This window comes from Winogradskyella echinorum (assembly GCF_014297365.1).
GTDB classification, from domain to species: Bacteria; Bacteroidota; Bacteroidia; order Flavobacteriales; family Flavobacteriaceae; genus Winogradskyella; species Winogradskyella echinorum.
In genome coordinates, this window is record NZ_JACOQD010000001.1 from 224,545 (window position 1) to 246,889 (window position 22,345).

Sequence of the window (22,345 nt, forward strand, 5' to 3'; positions counted from 1 at the left end):
TTAAGAGATGAGATTCTAACAGTTATTGAAATCAGTTCCAAATTGGCAAAGAAATACTGCTGTTTCCTGTAAAAATTATCTCTAATGGAATTTCAGCATCTTTAATACTTTCTTTATTAACATCCTTTCCAGTACCATAATTAATTTGAGCATTATTGTTTTTATTGACATTAACCACCACTACAATGCGACTCCCTTTTTCTAATTTTTTACTGATTAGTTTCGAATTGTCGAAAGACACTTTCGTCTTTTGATTCGGTATCAATAAATTTCTTTGTTCTCTATCTTTAGCATAGCTCGCTCTACCAATATAATAGCTTAAATGAAAATAGTTCCCTTCTGGAGTCAATTCATATACGATTACAGAATAATCAACATCTTTTTTATTTATTGAAAATTCAAGATTCCCTAAAAAAGAGCCATTTATAATTACATCTTCCTTTAGCGCTTCAGAATTAAAAATTAAACCATCTTTTAAATTGATTTGGTCACGTTCCAAAGGCCAAGGATAATACTCTGTGTTAGTCATACTCTTTCGATCCTTAAAATCAACAGACATTTGAATCTCTAAATTATTTGCTTTTGATTTTAAGGCATAAAAATCGTTGGTTTTATCAGCACTTAAATGAAATGTTAAAGTATCATTGGTCATGGCGCTTAAACTTGGTTTGTGCATCCAGGTATTCGTACCCATGACTTGGAAGTTGACTTTATCTTTTAAAATACTCGGTTTTGCTTTTCCGTTTAAAATATAATCAAACCATTGATAAATTAGATCTTCTTCAATATGTATTAAAGCAGCTTTGTCTAATTTGTAATTTCTTAGACTTTCTTCGGGTTTCGTTTGTGCAGTCCAATGGTCATAAGGCCCAACTAACAAATAATGATTCGGATTTTTTGCGTATTTATAATGCTCATTGAAATAATACATGGCTCCTCCTTGTGAGTCATCATAATACCCTGTTATGGTTAAAATCGGAATGTCAATTTTTGCAAATTCTTGCTTGTATGGAATCATTTTTTTCCAGAAATCATCATAACTAGGATGTTGCATATAGGTGTTCCATAATGTATTTGTCTGTCCATCTAAACTATCTAACTTGTTAAACGCAATGCCTGTTTTGTACCAGGTGTTTTTTAAGTTATTCCAACGATTAAAATTATTTGAAGCTTCAAAATCTAAAAACTTGTTATTGGTGACATAAAAATTCCAGGAATACGAATAATTGTGTAGGACATTATTTTCCATGGGGTAGTCAATTCCTGGTGCAATAGCAACCATGGGTACAATGGTTTTTAATGCAGGATGCACATTGTGTTTCATAGAAGCCCATTGTGTAAAACCATTGTAACTACCTCCAAACATGGCTACTTTTTGATTAGACCAAGCTTGTTTACTAATCCAATCAATGACTTCATACACATCAGTATGTTCATATTCAAGTGGTTTTATGTCGCTATGACTCAATCTTTTTCCTCTTGTATTGGCAATCACGCCAATATAGCCTTTGGAAGCTGATAACATGGCAGAGGCCTCATTGGTGCCTGCGTAAATAGAAGACACTAGTATGGCAGATTTTTTAGCTGTTGAATTTCCCTTGCGTTTAACTACTACCATTGAAACTTCGGCACCATCTTTCATAGGAATGACGATACTATCATTTATGACATATCTGCGTTTATGATCTTGTTTAATTTCATCAAAATAAATAACTCTAGTTGATGAAAATACAGTGCTTAAAAAATATTTTTTTACTAAATCCGTAGCTGTTGCCTGTGTTATTTTTTCTGATTTAATACTAGTATACGTATTATTAAATTTACTCACATAATAATCTGTAGGATCTCTAACTATCAGAGCCTTATCTAAGTTAATAACTTGTATGTCATCAGAATTCTTTATGTATTTGCTGTAAGAGTTTTTAAACGCATCTTTAAAGTTCGTAGAAAGCTTTGCCTCTACATAATACTTGTAGACATCTAAATACTGACTTTGATCTCTTGGTGTTTCTGCTATTCTTTTTTTTATTGAAGTTAAGGCGTCTTTATATTCACCTCTTATTAACTGGAACTTAAACTGGTCTATTGCTGATAGACTTTGAATGTCACATTGTATTGCTAATTGCTGCATTTGGTTTTCAAGCGCTACTGAATCTGATAGTTTCACCTTTTTAAATGGCAATTCTTGTGCAAAAGAAGTAACGCTAATTGAGATTAAAAATAATATCAGGACTAATTTTTTCATTGTTTTACGTTTGAAAATTGATAGCAAACAGAACTATTTCTTATTTGGGTATACATATTTGATTAACTCTTCATTGTATAAAAAGCCGTCTTGAGTTTGCGTCATTTTAATAAAGTTTTTTAGTTCTGGTGCATACAACCAAACTTCATCTGTTTGTGCGTTGTATCCTCTAGAATTAGAAACCGTTCCCTTGTATTCTATGGTGTACGCCATAAAGGTACCAGCGTCTACCGTTTCTTCTTTGTAGGATAATACTTTTGCATCTTGACTTTGTGTTCCTGTGGTACCATCTTGACTTGTCCAATTTTTTTCATATCGCCACGTTTTACCAACCTCTAAAGGCCATTTGTATCTTGGTGTTTCGCTTTCTTCTGGCTTTACAATGTCCGAAACTGGAATCGTATCTTTTTCAATCACCATACCTAAACCGCCATTCATATTAACTATTTCTCTTGTGTCTTCCCCTTCTGAACGTACTTCGCCTTCAGTGGTTACGCCTTTATATTTCCAAGTCCATTTTTCTCCAACTGTATAATCGGATAGGATAGGTTGTTCTGCTACTGAAACAGTGTTTTCATTACAAGATATCAACACTGAAATTAGCACTAGATATACGATTCTTTCTATATTAAATACTACTTTTAAATACTTCATAATATGGCTTTTAAATTAATTATAGTACAAAGTAAAGAAGTCTGTTTCTATCAAAAAAGGAAAAGTACATGAGCGTAATAAAAAGTCAATGAACGTTAGAAAATTTAGCGATTTTCTCTTTATAAACTATTCCAGTTTTTAAACTTAACGGACTGCCTGCTAGACACTTCTACTTTTTTCCCAGTCGTTAACATAATTTGTAATTTATTATTGAAGTAGGGGTGAATCTCTTTGATGTAATGTATGTTAATCATTTGGCTTCGATTCACACGGAAAAAGACTTTAGGGTCTAATTTTTCTGCTAATAAATTTAAAGAACGCTTTATCATTGCTTTATCCGAACCAAAATAGAGACGTGCATAATTTTCTAAAGATTCAATAAAATAAATATCTGTGAGAGGAATAAAATGACATTTTTCACCATCTTTTATAAATATCTTTTGATGCATCGGTAAGGTGGTAGGCTCTAATTTTACCCTATTAGACAATTCTTCCTTTACCTTTTCAATAGTTTTAGAAAAACGTTCATCTCTTAAAGGCTTTACCAAATAATCTAAAGCATTCATCTCAAACGCTTTTACAGCATATTGATCATAGGCCGTTGTAAAAACGACGTCAGGCACATTGGTTAGTTCTTCCAATAAATCAAACCCAGATTTCCCAGGCATATGAATATCTAAAAACAATAGGTCTGGTTGTAAGTCTTCAATTAAAGTTATGGCTTCATCTACATGACTAGCTTCAGCTATAATTTCAAACTCTTTATGTTTTTCTAGTGCACGTTTTACTTCTTCTCTCGCTAAACGTTCATCATCAATGATTATGGTTTTATATCTTTTCATCGTTTATATGCATTGGAATTATTAGTTCTGCGCAGACATGGTTATTTTCATTCTCTGTTAAACTAAAAACAGCCTTACCTTTATATTGAATTTCTAAGCGTTTTTTTAAATTTTCGAGACCTAATCCAACACTTTTATTTTGATTAATTATTCCAGGATTCTCAACTGTAATATGAATATGGCTATCCTTCTTTTTAATTTTTAAGTAAATAATACCACCATCAACTATTAAATCAATGCCATGTTTAATGGCATTTTCTATCAATAACTGAATACTTAACGCAGGAATCTTATAATTAATAACGCCTTCTTCAATACTGGTTTTTAGTTGAAGTCGTTCCTCAAAACGCAGCTTTTCTAATTCAATGTAATCATAAACTAAAGCCAATTCATTTTTAATAGGTGTTAAATCTTTGTCTTTTTCATATAAGGATGACCTCAGCAAATCTGATAATAAATCAATAGCTCTTCTTGCAACGTTTGGGTTTTCGATGACTAATGATTTAATAGAATTTAATGAGTTGAATAAGAAATGTGGATTCAATTGCGCTGATAAATTATCTAACTGGGCTTGTTTTGCGATTAAGGAAAGTTGAGCATTCTCTCTTGCCGTAACCACTTCTTTTTGATAGTAATGATATAAGTGATACGCCAATATCCAAATAGACATTAGTCGCAGTCCTGTAAGTAAAATTGGATCCCAGTACATGATGGCTTCAAAGAAATTTTTATCCTCGCCTGCAATAAAAGTCCAATACGCATACCATTTTAAGTTGTTTATTAATACATATAGAAGCGCTAATAAAAGTATACTTGGAATAACACGAATAAGTAACTTTTTAATTGGCAACTGACTCCAGTTAGCTTTTAAAGCATACATTCTATACATATGTGTTAAGAATATTCCAATTGCCACATCCAAAACATAATTTAAAAATGTATAAAAAATTCCATAATTATCTCTGGTATATACGGTGTATGCCCAATAAGTTGACACCAAGCACCAGCCCATCAATTGGCAAAGCCAATATAAACGGGTTTTTGATATTTTATTGGTATAACTTAAACTCATATGAACAGCAAAGCAACGTATTTTCTTTAAAAATAGAAAAAAGAAATACATGAGCGCGAATAAGAAGAGATAAGCGTTTGTTATTAATTTTAAGAATTTAGGCTATGGAATATATGAGGCTTGGATAAATTACTAAAAAGAAAATTTACAGATTGAAGACAAGAGAATTCATGACTTAAAGATTGTCTTTCTTCATGATAGTCTCAGTAGAGGATTCCTCTTTTTTATATCCATCTTTGTTGGCTTAAGTTTTATTCAATTCTTTATCTCTAACTTACAACGCCATTATTTAGGTATAATCCAATAAGGCTGAAGGAGTTAATAATTCCATGTGCAATTATTATAGGAAAAAGTTTTCGCTTAATTATAAAATAGACTGAACCAAATATAAGGGCAATACAACCAGTGGCAATAACACCTGCTAATCCTTGGTAAATGTGTAACATTCCAAATATTACAGCATGTATAATTAATGCTATAATTATTCCCAATGTATTATTTCCAGTACAATCAACCAATCTATTTAGTAAATATCCGCGAAATAACAATTCTTCACCTAAGGCTGCACCAAACCAAACAACTGTAATTAGGTAACCTATAAAAACAAGAGGTTTTCCCATAAAAAAGGCAAATCTATCAGCTACACCTGCTGGGTTCGTTAGACCAAAGCTTTCCAATATTGGTTTTACAATTAGTCCCATAATTGAAAAAACTAGTATTACAGTGCCAAGTGCTATCAATATATTAATCATCCAATTTTTTGTGCCTTTTGGAATCTTAGGCCCAAGCTCTTTCCAGTTTATTTTTTTTTGTTTCATGAAAATCGTACTAACTATAATACCACACCAAATTGCTATTGAGCCAGCACCAATTACGTCGAAATAATCCGCAAGGTGTTTTATGCTCAATATAGTTAGGAATACAATTGCTATTTCTACAAGTATTTTAATATTAAAGTATTTCTTTTGTGGTTCCATATCATTTATCTAATTAGTTGTGAGCTGTATACGTCTTTGTTAGTGTCAGTATTTTTAATTAACTGGATATATTATAAAGCTATCATGAATTTGTTTTGTCGGCGTATCTCCTAATTTTGTTAGAGCACTTGAAAGTTCTTTTAATGTGAATACACTTAACGGAAGTTGGTGTTCTTTAGGCTGGTAGATAGTTCCCATGGGGTAATCAACACCAGCTGTTTGAGTCATTTCAATGTGATTTCCAAGTATGGTTGAAACCTCATTAATGTCGGTGAATTTTACAAGTCTTTCAATACTCATTTTAAAAGCAATCCAATCATTTATGTATAGTCTACCAGGATAAAAGGTGTCTCCAGTCAAGAGAATTTTAGTCGAAGTATCATAAACCGCAATTGAAGAAGCTTGGTGTCCAGGAATTGGTATTATTTTCATCATACGATTTCCTAAATCATAATCTACAATTTCTTCGGGCCAGTTTGAAATCTTAAAAAAATCTTGTACATCTTTAACCTCAAGGTCTATTACAGAAGTGTTCGGTTTTCCTTTGAATTGTCCATCGCCTGCAAAGTGGTCTCCATGCTTATGAGTATGCGCAACAATTAATTTGACCACTCCATTCTTTTTAGACCAGTCGTTAACAATTCTATTTACAGTTTCATAAATCGGAAAAATATCATCTTCTTGAGTAGCTCCAGTATCCATTAATAGCGCTTTGTTTTCACCAAAAAACAGAAACATAAAAGGTGCTTCGTAATTTGTACACTTGTTTTGGCGTAAAATATAAGTATTGCTATTATACTTAACGACCTGAATTGGTGGGTCAATATTATCTTCACAGTTTTCAGAACCATGAATCCAATTTTGAACATTTAAATCAACAGTGTCTTCGATTGATGGTTGGCATGACAAAATCAGAATTAGTGCTGATAGTAAGATTGTGATTTTTGTTTTCATATGTTGGTCTATATTGGCTTTAATGTGATTGTGTATGATTCGTTATGTATTTAAGCAACTGATTTAACAAATAAATCGCAGATAGAAAGTCAGCGAGGACTTTCGTAAGTAGGCTAGAACTAGCAATGAAACGAGCGCAGCGAACTGGCAAGCAATTATACACGGTATTTCTCACTGTATTTTTATTTATAATTTTTCTTTAATTGCTTTTCTCCAAAAGTAAATTCCAAAAACACAAGTCACAATTGCAAACATAATTCCGTTTTCGCCAAGCCAATGTTCCGTTCCTTCATTTTTAATGGTTAATTCAGGTAATATTTTTTGAATATATACATTGCTTACTGCGTGAAATATTACAGCTGGCCATAGGCTTTTAGATTTAAACGTGTAATACGTCATAATAAGTGACATAGAAACAATTACGACAGTGAACGTTGTAAATTCTAATAGGACATTGTTACTATAGTAAACAAGCAATGGCCAATGCCAAAAAGACCAAATCAATCCACTAAAAATTGATACACCAGTATATGAAAGAACCTTTCTTAATTCATAGATGAAAAATCCTCGCCATCCAATTTCTTCCCCTAATGTTGTTGCAGAGGCTCTAATAACCTCTATAGTTGCTAACAACATTATAGCTATGATAGTTATTGATGTTGGGCTTAAAGTGCCTATGCCAAATAAGCCAAGTTCTTTTCCCCATTCTGTAATGTCTTCGCTATTGGCTAAATTTCCAAAACCGAAAATCCAAATAAGCACATAAGTGATTATACCATATAAGGCTGGGATAACGTACGACATTCGTATATATTTCCAATTTCCCCAATTCCAATTTAGAGATGAAATCTTACGACCTCTTATTTTTAAGGTAATAAATGCAGCTATTGCAGGACACCACATGATAGCGCCAACATATATTCGTGATGGATATAAATTAACTATTGCATAATGGAATGGTGAAGTAAGAGCAAATACAAGACCCAGAAATAAGAATATTGTTATCCAGGTTTGTTTTTTATTTTCTATAGATTTTATCATGATGAGTAGTTTTTTTTTATGGTGCCATTATATTTTCATATTCATTGCTTCAGTGACTTCGCTCAGCGTTTCAATCGCTGTTTCTCTCGCCTTACTTATACCTTTAAGCAAAATATCCCTGACATAATCTTTATTTTTTTCAAGCTCTATTCTTTTTTTTCTAATAGGCTCAAAATATGTGTTTATGGCTTCTTCTGTTAGCTGTTTAAGTTTTCCTGATCCTTGGTCGCCAATTTTATGAGCAATATCGGATGGACTTTTATCTGAACATAAGGAAGCTAACTTAAGTAAGTTGGAAACCTCTGGTCTGTTTTCGGGGTCGTAAGATATGTAACGACTTGAATCAGTTTTGGCAGATTTTATTAGTTTTGCTGTTTCGTCAGCTGTTGACTTTATCATAATTGAATTGTTGCGACTTTTGCTCATTTTTTGAATACCGTCTAACCCAAGAATAGTAGGGGTATCAGTAAAAAGTGCAACTGGTTCTGTAAAAATATTTTTATTGAATTTGGTATTAAAGCGCTTTGCAATTTTCCGAGTTAATTCTATATGAGGTAATTGGTCTTTTCCAACAGGAACCACATTACTTTTACAAAACAAAATGTCAGCAGCTTGATGAACTGGATAGATATACATTCCTGCATTAATATTTCTCAGTCCTGAAGCAGTAATTTCTTCTTTAACAGTTGGATTTTTGTTTAATTCTGAACTGGAAACTAATGTCAGAAATGGAATAGTTAGTTGATTTAATTCAGGAATATGACTATGTGGAAAAATATGAGTTTTATAATTTTCAGGGTCTAATCCACAGGCTAAATAGTCCAAAGTTAGTTCATAGGTGAATTTTGAAATTTCATTAAAAACATTTCTATCTGTCAACACTTGATAATCAGCAATTAAAATATAAGTCTCAATTCCTAAGCTTTGTAATTTTAATCGGTTTATAATTGAGCCAAAATAGTGTCCAAGATGCAAATTACCTGTAGGTCTATCTCCCGTTAATACGCGGTACTTTTGAGGATTCTTATACAAATCATTTTCTAATAATTTGCTTCGCTCTTTTGCTTTTTCAAAACTTTTATTAATCATTTTTTGTTTACTTTTATTCAAGAAAGTTCAATTTTTCTCATTACCCACAACGATTTCGGCTATGAGTAGTTTCGTGAATAATCACTTAACGTTGCAAGTATAAACCAAACTAAAAATTCGTGAGGATTTTCAGAAGTAGGAGAGCAAAGCAATTACTTATAGCTAGGTCTTATGCCAAAAATTAGTAAATAACCTATCATCCAAAATTCTCCAATGGTTGCAGGTAGAGTTAGAAATCTATTGAAGCTAAAATCAATTCCTGCGTAGTGTATAACTGTAGAAATTAGATAGCCTATACCACCTAAAATAATTATTCTTCCTAACCAAACAGGCAACCTTTTAGATTTGATAACTATGTATCCCATTGGAAATAGCCATAACCCGAAAAATAGGCCACCAATACCCCAAGCATTCGAAATAATATTTTGAAAAACCTGAATTAGTAAAACTTTGTCTTCCATAGCACTTATTTCTGAATTTGCAATACCTATTGCTGAGGCGATTGAAATTGCACTTATCATAATGGCTAAAGCATTTACCATTCCCCATATACCTAGAGTCCAAGCTTCCCATTCATAATTATCTTTAAATAATTTGAAGAACCAAACTGCGGTAAGAGCCTGAGAAATTACTATACCAAATTCTAATAGCAACCTAATTCTTGCTGTAGATTCTAATTCTACTAAATTTGTTAGCGTTTGTTCAGGATTACCAGACACAAATATTTGAGAATGAAAGACCATAAACCCTAGAATTCCTGTAATAGCCATCATTAAATACCATAAGCCAGTTATTCTAGCGGTCTTAATTAAATTTTTCTGTTCTGTATTTGCAATCATAGATTATTTATTTTTATTATTTTATACTAATTCGGACTCTGTAAAAGATTAATTGTTACAGTTTTGCCCTAATGGCACACAACGTGTTTGTATATGGTTTGTTGCGTGTTTTAAGCAACTAATTACCGACCAAGAAAGTCCGCAAAGACTTTCGCAAGTAGGCAAAAAGCCAGCAATAAATTATATACGGTGTTACCAAACGTATTTGTTGATATTACCAGCTTCGAAATCATTCCTCTTGATTAATATATTTTAACCCTTCGTATAAAGCTACTAATGGTACAGAGCGATGGTTTTCTTTTTCAAAATATTCTATTTCGATATTTAGAGGTTTATCCGATTTCTTTGTTATTAAAGTATAGAGAGAGTCGTGTCTTTGTTTATTCCTTTCGTAATTAGCCTCTCCTTGATTGGCAGTAGCGATATAAAGTTTTTTATCTAATGATATTGAGGAAATAGAATCAACTTTGTTTTTCATCATCTCCTCATTCCACCATATACTTGGGTCTATAGAAATGTAAGCATTGAATACGCTATTTTCATCCATATAGGAATTTAGTGTAAGTAGTCCTCCTAAAGAGTGCCCAACAAGAGTTCTAAACGCTTCTGTCTTATACTTTTTATCAATATAAGGTATTAGTTCTTTCTCAATGAAATTCAAAAAATTCCTTCCACCTCCCATATTATTCGGTCGTTTGGTCTTAATTTTTGTAACTGTAAAATCTCGTTCTCGGTCAACATTCTCTATGGCTATAATAATACTTTCAGGCATTAAATTGTTTCGATTCCTATTAGAACTCATAAAATGTACTATTCCAGATGCTGTTTTAAAATGAGTATATCCATCCAATAATATGATAACTGGATATTTTTTATCAACTTCAGATGAATTATTGTATGAATCAGGAAGACTTATTAAACAGGTTCTTTCTTCATCTAAAATATTAGATTTAATAACGAACTTACTTCCTACTATAATATCTGTTTCATTTTGTCCAAATGTGGTTTGTACTCCTGAAAGAAGAATATATAAAATTACAAATGTCAAATTTTTCATAGTTTGTTTTATATGTTTGGTAAGGGTTTTGTATAAGGTCAGTTGCGTGTTTAAGCACCTGATTTAACAAATAAATCACAGATAGAAAGTCAGCGAGGACTTTCGTAAATTGGCTAATACAAGCAATTAATTTTATACGGTGTTAGCACTTTTTTTTCTGTTTAATACTTTAATTCCAAGTGTTATTAAGATTACTATGAATGCAATAAAAACTATACTTGTTGAAATGCTTTTTATAACTGAAAATATATTGGTTGTATACACTGCAGATTCTTTCAATTCGGGATAGATTTTTAGCATTGTGATAATCCCGATATTTTCCAAATAATCTGTAATTCCGGCAATTATTGGTATTATGCAGAGATAACTATATGGGGAATTTAATTTGTTCAATTTTTTCAAGAAATAACCCATTAGCAGACAGTAAGAAAGTCCAAATAGCAGTGGGTAAATCATATCAACAGGTATTTGATTGGTTAGATACGTCAAACGTCCATTTTCTCCAAGCGAAGTGAATAATTCATTGACATAATTCAAATCATATCCCGTTGGCATCATATCCAACAATTTCATTCCGTTAGAGAATTTCATTGTTTTGGGAATTGTAACAGTCAGCATAAAGGTGTAAACAAGATTGGTCAAGATAAAAAGTCCTAAAACCTTTTTGCCTGAAATATTCTTTTCTATGAATTTTATTAATGGTTTCATTTTTTTCTCAAATAAGTGCTAACGATAAATTGTAGGAGTAGTGGCAGATTGCTTGGTAGTTTCCTATAAGACTTCTACTTTGGCATTACTTAAACCCGCATTATGAATTAGAAAATCTATTACGAACCAAAAACACTGCAAATCAGCCACTTCGTTTCGTTGTCTTCTCTAACCATAGCGGTGCTATGCTTTTCAAATCTAACATCCTGATTTATTGTGTTTTTGATTCTCATCACAAAGTTCTAATGCATAATGCGGGTTAAACAAAATATTAGCCTTTGTTATTTGTTTTTTAGTTCTTGAATTCTGTTTTTATAGTATTCGTCATTACTTAATTCAGCAGCTTTTTGCACAAACCTTAGTGCATTAGTAATATCATTTTGAGCTTCATAATAGTCTGCCATTGAATTATAGGCACTTGCGCTGTTGGGATAATAATCAATATTCGATTTGAAAAATATAAAAGCCTTTTCAGGTTGCCCCATTTGTAAATTCATATAGCCATAGCCACTAAACATTTCCTCAATCATTGGAGGGAAGGGATAACCGAAATGAGTTGAATAGATTTCTTCTTGTTTTTCCAATAGCTTAACCAATTCTTCTACTTTTGTTTCAGGATTATTATATTTTTGTGGAGATTGAAACTGGTACCATTTAAAAAGAAAAATCAATCCATCTCTCATCGTTGGGAGCGGAACAGTACCATGTAAATCTTCATTGTACACCTTCCATGAGAAATTTAATCCACTCTGTTTTTGAGAGGTCGCAAAAGTTGAAAAGTCAATGATTGAACGTGTAAACAAAGTGAATTCTGAAGTGTCGTCCATAATATTCTCCATGGTTATTTCTTCATCCCACATGTGTAGCTGTTCTGCTGCTAAAGACACATAAAGAGATTTGCCATTATAACTTTCTGAACTCAGCTTTTCTTTTGCCTCCTTCAATAATTTTTGGTCGTCCCAATCCAAACTTGGATCTATGGCTATATAGTTTTGAAAGAGATGTTTATGATTAACCAGCATATGTATCGTAAACAGTCCTGCATATGAATGGCCAATTAAGGTACGGTAAGGCGAAGAGGGATATTTATTGTCAATGTATGGGATTAATTCTCTTCCAATAAATTGGGTAAAGTTTTCAGCACCGCCAGTTTCTTTATCCATTGCCTGCCCACGTCTCATTTTAATCTGTGAAGTAGTTAAGTCCCGTATCCTGTCAGTTTTGTTAGAAACTCCAATTAGAATCATATGAGGCAAATAATGTCCCCAATAATTGTCATAAACTGCTTCTAAATTTTCTTTCAAAGAAAATCCATCTAACAAATAAACAACAGGATATTTTACACTACTATTTGGGTTATAATTCTCAGGGAGTTTAACCCAAAACTCTCGATATTCTTTCAATGTCTCTGAATATACGGTATCAATAATTTCAGTTTCAAATTCACTCGATTGAATCAACTTTGATTGTGCCGATATTTCTTGAAAGACAATAAGTAGCCCTATTGTTAATACTATTTTTAATCGTTTTTTCATTTTATTATTTTAATTAATTTTATATTTAATTTATTGATGCCCAGAGATCTACAGCTCTCTACTTAAAGTTAGCAAATCTAACACTTTATAAACTCGGAATTAAAATCCTGTGTTTTCTAAGCTGTTTCTTAAGTAACTCATACCTATTATAGTTTCCGCTTTCGCGAAAGCGAGACCTTCAAAATTGCTTATTTCAATTCATCCTACTCTCTATAAATTACCATTCTTGTTTTCAATTCTTTGTGAACCATTAAATTTTGTCAACCATTTTAAAATTGATTGATTAGTTTCTTGTGGTAATTCTTGTTGAATATGATGACCACAATCCAAACAAATCATATCCAAATCAGGAACAAAATCCTGGAGCCTTTCAAATTTTGGAATCATATCTAGATTACCATAGATCATAAGTGTAGGCTGTTTGATGATTGGGTCTATATCTGCTATTAAGTGCCAGTTTCGGTCTAGATTTCTATACCAATTAATAGCGCCATTAAATCCAGAATTTTTAAAGGCCGTCACAAATACAGACAAATCATCGTCGTTCAAAATAGGCTCACCAAGTGGTTTTTCAGCTTTGGCAAGATTCATCATTAACATTCCTGATTCTGGTGGCGCTAGAGGTACATTTTTACGAAATAAATTATGAAGAAAGTTTTCTGCATGGTTATCTAACACAGCATCTGCCACTCCGGGTTTTTTATTGAAGTGAACAAAATAGAACTCTTCACCAAAAAGCTCTTCCATGAATTGAATCCATGGTTTTTCACCTCGTTCTTGGTAAGGCAAGGCAAGATTTATAATTTTATTGGCACGATCTGGATGTAATAGTGCCAAGTTCCAGACTACATTTGCACCCCAATCATGTCCCACAAAAACAGCATCTCTGTAGTTGTAATAATCAAGTAAAGCTACTAAATCACCTGTTAAATGGATTATATCATATGCCGTTACTTCTTTAGGGCGCGATGAATTACCATATCCTCTTTGATTTGGAACAATGACATGATAACCAGCTTGAACAAGCGCTGGTATTTGATAGCGCCAAGAGAAAGCATGTTCGGGAAAGCCATGACAAAGTACAATTGGATTACCCATATTTTCTTTACCTGCTTCAAATACTTCTAACTCAATTCCATTTATTGAAATTATATTGGATTTGGGAAAATTTGAAAATTTAAATTCTTGTGTCATTTCAATGTTAGTTTTTATCAATAATTAAATCTTCTATTTTTTTAAAATTCTTAGCATTCGGGACATGTTTTGAACCTTCCAGTAATACTGTTTCGCTTAGTGTCGGAAAAACTCTTTCGGCGCGTTTTACCATTTTTTTGCCTGGAAACAGGATATCCTTTTCTGAAGCGAAAATGGTAATTGGTGTATTAATTTCTTTTGCTGAATTTTTTGAAATAACCGGCAACGGCGAAAAATCCATGTTGCAATTTTGAAACGTAGTCCCCATGAATTGAAAAGCAAAATCATCGGCTTCACTAAAGAGGACATTCATGACTTTTTTGAGATACTTACTTTTATTCGTTTTTGTGAATTTCTTTAAGGGTATAAACATTTTAAACAATCCTGTAAAAGGGTTACCGTTTACGATGTAAACTGGCGCAATGAGGTACGCCTTTTTTATAAGGGTTTCATCAAATTCTAAAGTCTTTAAAGAAATAAATCCACCAAATGAAAACCCAACCAATGTTACTGCCGTAAGGTCTAACTTCTGAATGACTTCAACCAACCATTTGCCATAATCCAAAGATTTCATATCTAATCGATTCTCAGCACTTTTGGTGGGTTGGGCTAAGACATCAACTGCATAAACACAATATTTAGAGCTTAGATTTGGAAACGAATCTAAAATTTGTGGTGCACAACCACCTGTGCCGTGAATCAGCACTAATGGAGGGTTTTTAGTGTCCCCAGTAATTATAACATTAGTAGCCCCAAATTGGTTCTGTATCAATTTTTCTGAATATTCAATATTCAGCTCATTCAACTTTTGATTGTAAAGACTTAAAATTTTTGATTTACCTTCTTGTGATTTAAAAAACATGTGCTGTTCGTTTTTTTATTAATGATTTATGGATTGAGATTATCTATAGTCCAACTAAATAGTGATTACCACATTTCCTCTTTTATGACCCATCTCCACATATTTGTGAGCTTCGGCCATTTCTTCTAAAGAATATACTCTATCAATAACAGGTCTAAGTTTCTCTTGTTCGGCTAACCTTTTTAAATTCAAAAAAGCTTCTTTTGGAGTTAATGGAGTCCCATGATCAATGGATATATATTTGCCATTCAAAGTCAACGCTTTTTTGCTCATTTCTTTTAGTTTCGATGATTTCGAATTGCCTACAGCATCAATCACATATTTATATGTTTCTAATTGTTTTTCAGCATTTTCTATTGTGTAGTCAATCACCTTATCACTTCCTAAAGAGGTTACTAATTCAAAATTTCGACTACTGCATACACTTGTAACATGAGCACCCATATACTTCGCCAATTGTATCGCCATTGTACCTATACTTCCTGACGCTCCATAAATTAAAACATTGTCGCCTTTGTTTATGCTCGTCTTTTTTAATAAGTGAGAAGCAAGTAAGCCACCATAAGGGATTGCTGCAGCTTCCTCAAAACTAAGATCTATAGGTTTTAGGGCTAGATTCCAAACTTCTGGTAAACAAATATATTCTGCGTAAGAACCAAAACGACGTTTAGTAGGCGAGATAGAACCATAGGCAAAAACCTCATCACCATTTTCAAACATTGTCACCTCCTTGCCTTTAGCCTCAATAATTCCAGCTGATACCATTCCCAACACAGGATTCCTTGGACGACCAAAACCAAATATGAGTTGAAGTATAAATCTAGAGATCAAAGGTTCATTTAATCTCCGAATAAGAACATCGCTTGTGGTAACTGAAGTAGCACGTATCTTTATAAGTACTTCATTAGCTTTAGGTGTTGGTTTTTCAACATTACCTAGCACCAGATTATCTACATCGCCATATTTTAGACATTTTATTGCTTTCATAATTGTTTTTGCTAAAACCTATACCCTATTCGCAAGTGCATATTTAATTCCAGTTCACTTTTGTTCTTTAAATAACCAGCACGTTTAGCAAATGTGTAGCTAAATCCGGCACCAAGACCTGCTTCATAATTAAAGTGTTTGCCTAAATTTCTTCTAATTCCCCAAGTAGGTATGATAGAAAAATCACTCACCACAGGAGCATCGTCAGTATTGAACAGCGCCAATTCTGGATGATAACCCATTTTTAAAGCAATAAAATTGCCACTATTTCCTTCAATTAGTTTTGAGTTCTCTGAGCGTTTTTTGAGATTGTAATAGAATCTTGGCTCCATAACTATTACAGGTGTTAGCAAAAATGGAGAATCATAATCATCGTAAAACGTAGATTCCCAAATACCAAAATCAAAACCAAGTTCAATTCTCAGTGCTATAGTATTTGATAGTTTTGCTTCATTATATGCCCAGATTCCTAAAACTCCAGTTTGTAATCCGAATGTTGATTTTTCTACACTTGTTGTTTGAGCAACACCAATCGTCGTGGAAAAGATAATTAGCGCTAATATTATTATTGTACGTTTCATAATGTTTCAATTAAAAATTAGTTTTCTATTCGTGTTTAAGTCAAATTCAACATTATAACCAGCTGAACCCTAATCCTACATTAAAGATTACGGCATCTCTATCCGCACCTCCATCTAAAGACACACTACCAAGCACCAATTTAGACTGAATATTGAGCGCAAAATTTTTCTTTTTGTAAATCTCATAACCTGTGCTTGCCATAACAGCGGCACCAAAATTCCAATCGTCATTTACATTGTCTTTAATATCATATAGTGCAGGTGAGTCTATGGCTAATCCAATTCCACCATGAATCCACCAACGATCTTTTACCCAATACTGTACAGATGGGATAAATGCTCCAAAATTTCTGTCATTGTCCTGAAATTCGTAGATGTTTCCTGGTAAAGAGGCAGTAATAGCAAGTCTTTCGTTTAACATATAGCCAAACTTTAGATCTGGAAAAACAAAGGTTCCTTGAGCCTTGTCAAAGGTTTGAATACCTGCACTATCTTCTATGCTGATAATGCCACCACCTACTACGAATTCGAAGATGAAACCATCCCTTTGTGTTGTTGTTTCTGAATTTGTGTTTTGTGCATAGGTTATACTTGATAATAATGTAAAGGCTACACAAGCCATTCTTGATAAGATTTGTTTTTTAATAGATTTCATAATTGTTTGTTTTTGATTGATGATTTATTTCGTATTCTTAGTTAATACATTAATTTTTTTTTTGAGTATTCTAACGCTGCGCCAATGGTAATTCCAATGGGAAGCCACAAAGCTATGTTTGAGGTTAATACGCCTAATAATACTCCTGAAACTATGCCAATTGCAAGTCTAATTCCTTTTTTTACTTTTAATTAATTTCATAATTGTTTGTTTTTTGATTTTTTAAATTGATGTTTACCACTCGATATCAAATTTTTCTGAATTATTCATTTGTATTTCGTAATTCAGCATATGTGTCTTTTAGCTTCTTTAATGATTCAATGGCATTACCATAAGCCTCACGATTTTTTTCTGAATTATTCATTTGTATTTCGTAATTCAGCATATGTGTCTTTTAGCTTCTTTAATGATTCAATGGCATTACCATAAGCCTCACGATTTTGTGCGATCGTAGTCATTCTCGTTAAAACCATGTTTTCAAAATAAATGTCTTTTCCATAAGTGTCTGAAGAAGTGCCCATTTCCCTAAATTTAACGTTTGGCATCAAAAAATTCTCGTAATAATCTGCAAGGGTTGGTTGATCTGCTAATGAAACGGAGTTTTCCTTACAAGATATTAGCAATAAGATTAGCACTGGATATAGGCTTTTTATTAATTGAAATACTATTTTTAAATAACTCATAATAAGACTTTTAAAATAATGATAACACAATGTAAAGCTTATGTCTCTATCTCAAAAGGAAAAGTACATGAGCGTAAATAAATCTAATTGTACGTTAGAAAATTTCATAATTGTTCGTTTTTTGATTGATGATTGATTGATGAATTATATTTTATTGTTTTGATGTACTGATAACTATTATTAAGTGAAAAGATAAGTTTGAGTTAGATTCTAAATCCTTTTTAATTCTTTCTGTACGACGCTTTTAAATTTCCATTTCAAACCAAATAAAGGTCTCAAGATTGTAATTCTTTTTAAGATGAATTCATAAATGAGAAAACAGACTATAAACGTAAATAGGGTAATTCCTACAAACTCTAGCATAGGATGAAGATCTAATGGCAGAATGAGTAATGCACCTGCATATAAGACAAACATGTGAATAATATAAACTGGATAAACAGCTGCACTCAAATAGCTTAGTAAGGCACTTGGTTTATTAAAGTAACTATATCCTATTCCAAATAAACCCAATATCCAAGAATTTGATTCTATGCTGGTGATATACATATTTGATATAGACTCAAATCTAGTGAAACGAATAGCAAATAAGACAGACGCTATGACTATATATAACCATTTCCATTTAGAAACGGTTTGCCAGAATGCGCTACCACTGTATACGAAAAGAAAACCAAAAAAGAACGCAAGAAAACCCATAAAGAATCCATGCCATGTTTCAGCGTACAGTTCAAATAACTGTGGTTGAACAACACCAATTTCTAACATAAAAAATGCTGATATAGATAACGGTCCTAAAGCATAGGTCATGACTTTTGAAATGGTCATTCCAAATTTTCCATTTTCGTTTTTCTTCAGATAGAAAAAAAGAGGTAACAACACAATCACATAGACCACAATATTTCCTAAAAACCATAGGTGTCCCATATGTGGAAAATAGCTCAGTGGCATATTATAGTAGTTCTGAAAAACTAAAAAGTGTAATGGAGTGATTACCAAAATTCCAAACACAAAGGGCAATAGAATTCGTTTACCTCGCTCTATAAACAATTGCTTCCAATTTCTTTTTTTCATTGCGAAATATAAACCCATTCCAGATACAAAAAATAGCAAAGGTATTCTCCAAACATTGAGCATCGTCATAGGTTCCCAAAGTCCTACCAAAGCGTCTTCGCTTCTTATAAAACCTATAAACATGGCCCAAGGTTGAAAAATAATAGCTATGTGGTAAATCAATAATAAGCCTATAGCAATTACTCTTAACCAATCAATATCGTATCTTCTTTCTGTGGTCATCGTATTGTATGTTTATTGAAGCATCATTGCTACAACAGGACGTGCTTTTTGTAATTCATTAAGATCTAATTCAAACCCCATTGGTTTTAATTGTTGAATTAGCATTTCATAGATAGGTTTCATTTGAGCAAAATCTGCCATTACAGTTTCTCTTGCTGTAGCTCCATAATTATTGCGAGCTGATTTATCTGCTTTTGCATCAATAAGTAATTGTACAATTTCAATACGTCCAAAGAATGCTGCTGTATGTAAAGCTGTGCCACCATCATTATTTTCAATAGACAAATCTGCCTTGGCGTTGATCAATACTTTTGCAATTTCTGGTTTATTAAAAGTGGCTGCGGTCATTAATGGTGTAGAACCAGACATAGCCTCTTTTTGATTAATGTCCGTCCCAGCTTCAATATGCTGCTTAACTGCATCTAAGTTTCCAGTGAGTACAGCTCCGTGAATATCTATACTTGGTTTGGTTGCAATTTTTGTAGTTTTAGCAATATTATCTGAGTTTGATTTTTTGTCAGATTGCGCACATGAACTTGTTAATAAAAGCGTTAAGAATAACATCTGAATGGTCGTTTTTATTGAATTAATCGTAAGTTTTTTCATAATTTTAAATTGTAACGATTTATAACTTGATTTTTGTTCCTACAAAGATGCGAAACCACCCTAATCAACTGATAATGTGTATGAAGCCTAATGTATAAAGTTTGATGAGAGGTAGAAAATTATGACGCAGAAGTATAAATTATGACGCAAGCAACTGTTTTTTTGCTAAAGAATTTCAAACTTAAAACCATAGAATGGTTCAATATAAATTTCTAAATTTGTACTAGTATAAAACAACATGTCTAAAATCTCATATCAAGGAAAATTTATAGAACAGGCTGAGGCTCTTATTTTAGAGAATATCTCTAATGAGCAATTTGGGGTTTCAGAATTGGCTGAACTCATGAATATGAGTAGATCAAATTTGTTGCGGAAAATTAAGAAGCAAACACAAGGTAGTGCTAGTCAATTTATTCGTGAAGTCAGACTCCAAAAAGGGATGACACTTTTAGAAGAAACGGAACTTACTATTTCTGAAATTTCTTATCAGGTGGGCTTTAGTAATAATTCCTATTTCACTAAATGTTTTAAGGACTATTATGGGTATTCGCCAGGCGAAGCCCGAAAAAAAATAGATGAGCAAATAGAATTTGAACAAGATGGAGTAAAGGTAGAAGAAGATAACCAAAACAAAGACACTATTAAAGTTGCTGAAAAAGGGTTTTTCCAACAGTACCGAATTCAAATACTATTTGGAATTTTCTTGGTTTTAGTGATAGCAGCATTCTCGTTTTATCCAAAAAAAGAAGTATCGAACGGTGATGAAGAGAATGCTAACTCTAAGAAATCTATTGCAGTATTGCCGTTTAAGAATATGAGTAGCGATTCTGATAACCTGTATTTTGTTAATGGACTTATGGAGTCGACATTAAATAATCTACAAAAAATAGAAGATATTCGAGTTATAAGCAGAACCTCTGTAGAAAAATATAGAGATACAGATAAGACCATCTTAGAAATAGCACAGGAACTTAATGTCAATTACTTGATTGAAGGAAGTGGGCAACGTGCTGGTGATCAAGTTTTATTGAATATTCAATTGATTGATGCTTCAATGGATACTCCGATATGGGCAGAACAGTACAACCATAAAACGGCAGACATTTTTTCCATACAAAACGAAGTTGCAAAAAAAATTGCAGAAGCCATCGAAGTAACTGTAACACCAGCAGAACTAAAACAAATAGATAAAAAACCAACAGAAAACGTATTAGCATATGACTATTATTTAAAAGGACTTGAAGCCCTACAAACAAAGACAGAGGAGGGTTTGCAAGCCGCCATAAGTTCATTTGAAAAAGCGATAGAAAACGACTCGAAATTTGCACTCGCTTATGCTCAGGTTGCAATTTGCTACTATTATTTAGATGTAAATAAAATTGAAAAGAAATATTTAGACAAATTAAATGAATACGCAGACAATTCCTTGTTATATGATTCAACTTCAGAATTATCTTTGATTGCAAAAGCGCTGTATTATATAAACGCAAACGAATTTAGGTTAGCGATACCTTACTTGGAAAAAGCACTAGATTATAATCCAAATGCTTCTTCTGTAGTGCTAATTTTATCTGATATCTATGCTAGAGTTGTTCCAGATACAAAAAAGTATCTCACTTATGCATTAAAAGGAATTAAATTAAATATTGAAGCTAACGATAGTGTATCTAAAAGTTTTATCTATCTAAACCTGAGTAATGCATTAGTCCAAAATGGGTTTGCTAAAGAGGCTTCAAAATACATTGAAGAATCTCTGAAGTATAATCCTAAAAATCAATATAGTACCTACTTAAAAAATTTTATAGATTATGCGAATAATAAAGATTTAGAATCCTTAAGAAAAAAAATGCTCATAGAGTGGCGTAAAGATACTACTCGCGCTGATATCACTCAAGAATTAGCCAAAACATATTATTTTCAGGAAGATTACGAAAAATCATTGGTTTATTACGAGAAATATATTAGTATACTTACTACTGATAAAATTGACTTGTATCCAGCAGAGAACATAAAAATAGCCTACACCTATAAAAAATTGGGTCTTCCTAATAAAGCAGAAAAATATATTCAGAAATATAAAGATTATTTGGAAGAAGATGAGTCAATTTACAGAGAGGCAAGTTTAGCTATGCTGTATCTTTATGAAAATATACCAGATAAAGCTATAGAAGCCTACGATAAATTTAGTTCACAAGATGGTTTCCAATATTGGGTGCTTTTATTTATGAAGGAAGACCCTCTATTGAACCAGTTGCAGAATCATCCAAGATACGACGAAACTATTGAGAAAATAGAAGTGCAATTTTGGGAAAAACATAAAATACTTAAAGAAACTTTAAAAAAGGAAAAACTATTATAGATCGTTGGAATTTAATTATCCATACTATTCAAAATATTGGTTGAGGTTGAGTAATAGTTAAATTTTAGCGCAATCAACTCAATTTCATATAACTTAAGAGTAAATAAAA

21 protein-coding genes are annotated in these 22,345 nt (G+C 32.4%); 1 reads left to right on the forward strand and 20 read right to left on the reverse strand.

Annotation, left to right across the window (positions count from 1 at the left end; genetic code table 11):
• Window positions 1-31: 31 nt before the first annotated feature.
• The 20 genes from H8K90_RS00975 to H8K90_RS01070 all read right to left on the reverse strand — a co-directional run bounded on the left by H8K90_RS00975 (window position 32) and on the right by H8K90_RS01070 (window position 19,877).
• Window positions 32-2,245: a CocE/NonD family hydrolase gene (locus H8K90_RS00975; RefSeq protein WP_222611297.1), complete on the reverse strand. Its 2,214-nt coding sequence runs from the start codon at window positions 2,243-2,245 to the stop codon at window positions 32-34.
• Window positions 2,246-2,278: 33 nt separating this feature from the next.
• Window positions 2,279-2,899 carry a hypothetical protein gene (locus tag H8K90_RS00980; protein WP_186844075.1) on the reverse strand — a complete coding sequence of 207 codons (621 nt, stop codon included), beginning with the start codon at window positions 2,897-2,899 and terminating at the stop codon, window positions 2,279-2,281.
• Between the two features lie 119 nt (window positions 2,900-3,018).
• Window positions 3,019-3,741, reverse strand: coding sequence for a LytR/AlgR family response regulator transcription factor (locus H8K90_RS00985; RefSeq protein ID WP_186844076.1), 723 nt, complete (start codon window positions 3,739-3,741; stop codon window positions 3,019-3,021).
• Window positions 3,728-4,813, reverse strand: a complete 1,086-nt coding sequence (locus H8K90_RS00990; protein WP_186844077.1) for a sensor histidine kinase — start codon at window positions 4,811-4,813, stop codon at window positions 3,728-3,730. Before H8K90_RS00990 ends, H8K90_RS00985 begins: the two co-directional genes overlap by 14 nt.
• Before the next feature lie 269 nt (window positions 4,814-5,082).
• On the reverse strand, window positions 5,083-5,790 hold the full coding sequence (locus H8K90_RS00995) for a CPBP family intramembrane glutamic endopeptidase (RefSeq protein ID WP_186844078.1): 708 nt from the start codon (window positions 5,788-5,790) through the stop codon (window positions 5,083-5,085).
• A 54-nt stretch (window positions 5,791-5,844) separates the two neighbouring features.
• Window positions 5,845-6,744 carry an MBL fold metallo-hydrolase gene (locus tag H8K90_RS01000; RefSeq protein WP_186844079.1) on the reverse strand — a complete coding sequence of 300 codons (900 nt, stop codon included), beginning with the start codon at window positions 6,742-6,744 and terminating at the stop codon, window positions 5,845-5,847.
• Between the two features lie 186 nt (window positions 6,745-6,930).
• Complete coding sequence (locus tag H8K90_RS01005; RefSeq protein ID WP_186844080.1) at window positions 6,931-7,785, reverse strand: CPBP family intramembrane glutamic endopeptidase; 855 nt, start codon at window positions 7,783-7,785, stop codon at window positions 6,931-6,933.
• A gap of 27 nt (window positions 7,786-7,812) precedes the next feature.
• Window positions 7,813-8,895: a tryptophan--tRNA ligase gene (gene trpS, locus H8K90_RS01010; protein ID WP_222611298.1), complete on the reverse strand. Its 1,083-nt coding sequence runs from the start codon at window positions 8,893-8,895 to the stop codon at window positions 7,813-7,815.
• Between the two features lie 131 nt (window positions 8,896-9,026).
• A complete protein-coding gene (locus H8K90_RS01015) occupies window positions 9,027-9,713 on the reverse strand; it encodes a DUF4386 domain-containing protein (protein WP_071339919.1) in 687 nt (228 codons plus the stop codon).
• A gap of 229 nt (window positions 9,714-9,942) precedes the next feature.
• Entirely contained in the window at window positions 9,943-10,770 is an 828-nt protein-coding gene (locus H8K90_RS01020; protein WP_186844081.1) for an alpha/beta hydrolase, read from the reverse strand.
• Window positions 10,771-10,902: 132 nt separating this feature from the next.
• Window positions 10,903-11,478, reverse strand: coding sequence for a hypothetical protein (locus H8K90_RS01025; protein WP_186844082.1), 576 nt, complete (start codon window positions 11,476-11,478; stop codon window positions 10,903-10,905).
• Window positions 11,479-11,759: 281 nt separating this feature from the next.
• Window positions 11,760-13,013: an alpha/beta hydrolase-fold protein gene (locus tag H8K90_RS01030; protein ID WP_186844083.1), complete on the reverse strand. Its 1,254-nt coding sequence runs from the start codon at window positions 13,011-13,013 to the stop codon at window positions 11,760-11,762.
• Window positions 13,014-13,223: 210 nt separating this feature from the next.
• A complete protein-coding gene (locus H8K90_RS01035; protein WP_186844084.1) occupies window positions 13,224-14,207 on the reverse strand; it encodes an alpha/beta fold hydrolase in 984 nt (327 codons plus the stop codon).
• A 7-nt stretch (window positions 14,208-14,214) separates the two neighbouring features.
• The gene (locus tag H8K90_RS01040; RefSeq protein ID WP_186844085.1) at window positions 14,215-15,069 is read right to left on the reverse strand and encodes an alpha/beta fold hydrolase; all 855 of its coding nucleotides are present in this window, start codon (window positions 15,067-15,069) and stop codon (window positions 14,215-14,217) included.
• A gap of 54 nt (window positions 15,070-15,123) precedes the next feature.
• Window positions 15,124-16,056 carry an NAD(P)-dependent alcohol dehydrogenase gene (locus H8K90_RS01045; RefSeq protein WP_186844086.1) on the reverse strand — a complete coding sequence of 311 codons (933 nt, stop codon included), beginning with the start codon at window positions 16,054-16,056 and terminating at the stop codon, window positions 15,124-15,126.
• An 11-nt stretch (window positions 16,057-16,067) separates the two neighbouring features.
• Window positions 16,068-16,637 (reverse strand): hypothetical protein, encoded by a 570-nt coding sequence (locus tag H8K90_RS01050; RefSeq protein ID WP_186844087.1) that lies wholly within the window; start codon window positions 16,635-16,637, stop codon window positions 16,068-16,070.
• A gap of 52 nt (window positions 16,638-16,689) precedes the next feature.
• Window positions 16,690-17,292, reverse strand: a complete 603-nt coding sequence (locus H8K90_RS01055) for a hypothetical protein (protein WP_186844088.1) — start codon at window positions 17,290-17,292, stop codon at window positions 16,690-16,692.
• A gap of 356 nt (window positions 17,293-17,648) precedes the next feature.
• Window positions 17,649-17,975 carry a hypothetical protein gene (locus H8K90_RS16935; protein ID WP_246457472.1) on the reverse strand — a complete coding sequence of 109 codons (327 nt, stop codon included), beginning with the start codon at window positions 17,973-17,975 and terminating at the stop codon, window positions 17,649-17,651.
• A gap of 210 nt (window positions 17,976-18,185) precedes the next feature.
• Window positions 18,186-19,271 (reverse strand): acyltransferase family protein, encoded by a 1,086-nt coding sequence (locus H8K90_RS01065; protein ID WP_186844089.1) that lies wholly within the window; start codon window positions 19,269-19,271, stop codon window positions 18,186-18,188.
• 12 nt (window positions 19,272-19,283) lie between these two features.
• Window positions 19,284-19,877 (reverse strand): ankyrin repeat domain-containing protein, encoded by a 594-nt coding sequence (locus tag H8K90_RS01070; protein ID WP_186844090.1) that lies wholly within the window; start codon window positions 19,875-19,877, stop codon window positions 19,284-19,286.
• Window positions 19,878-20,115: 238 nt separating this feature from the next.
• Here H8K90_RS01070 and H8K90_RS01075 point away from each other — a divergent pair, with 238 nt between their 5' ends.
• Window positions 20,116-22,236, forward strand: coding sequence for a helix-turn-helix domain-containing protein (locus tag H8K90_RS01075; RefSeq protein WP_186844091.1), 2,121 nt, complete (start codon window positions 20,116-20,118; stop codon window positions 22,234-22,236).
• Window positions 22,237-22,345 lie beyond the last annotated feature (109 nt).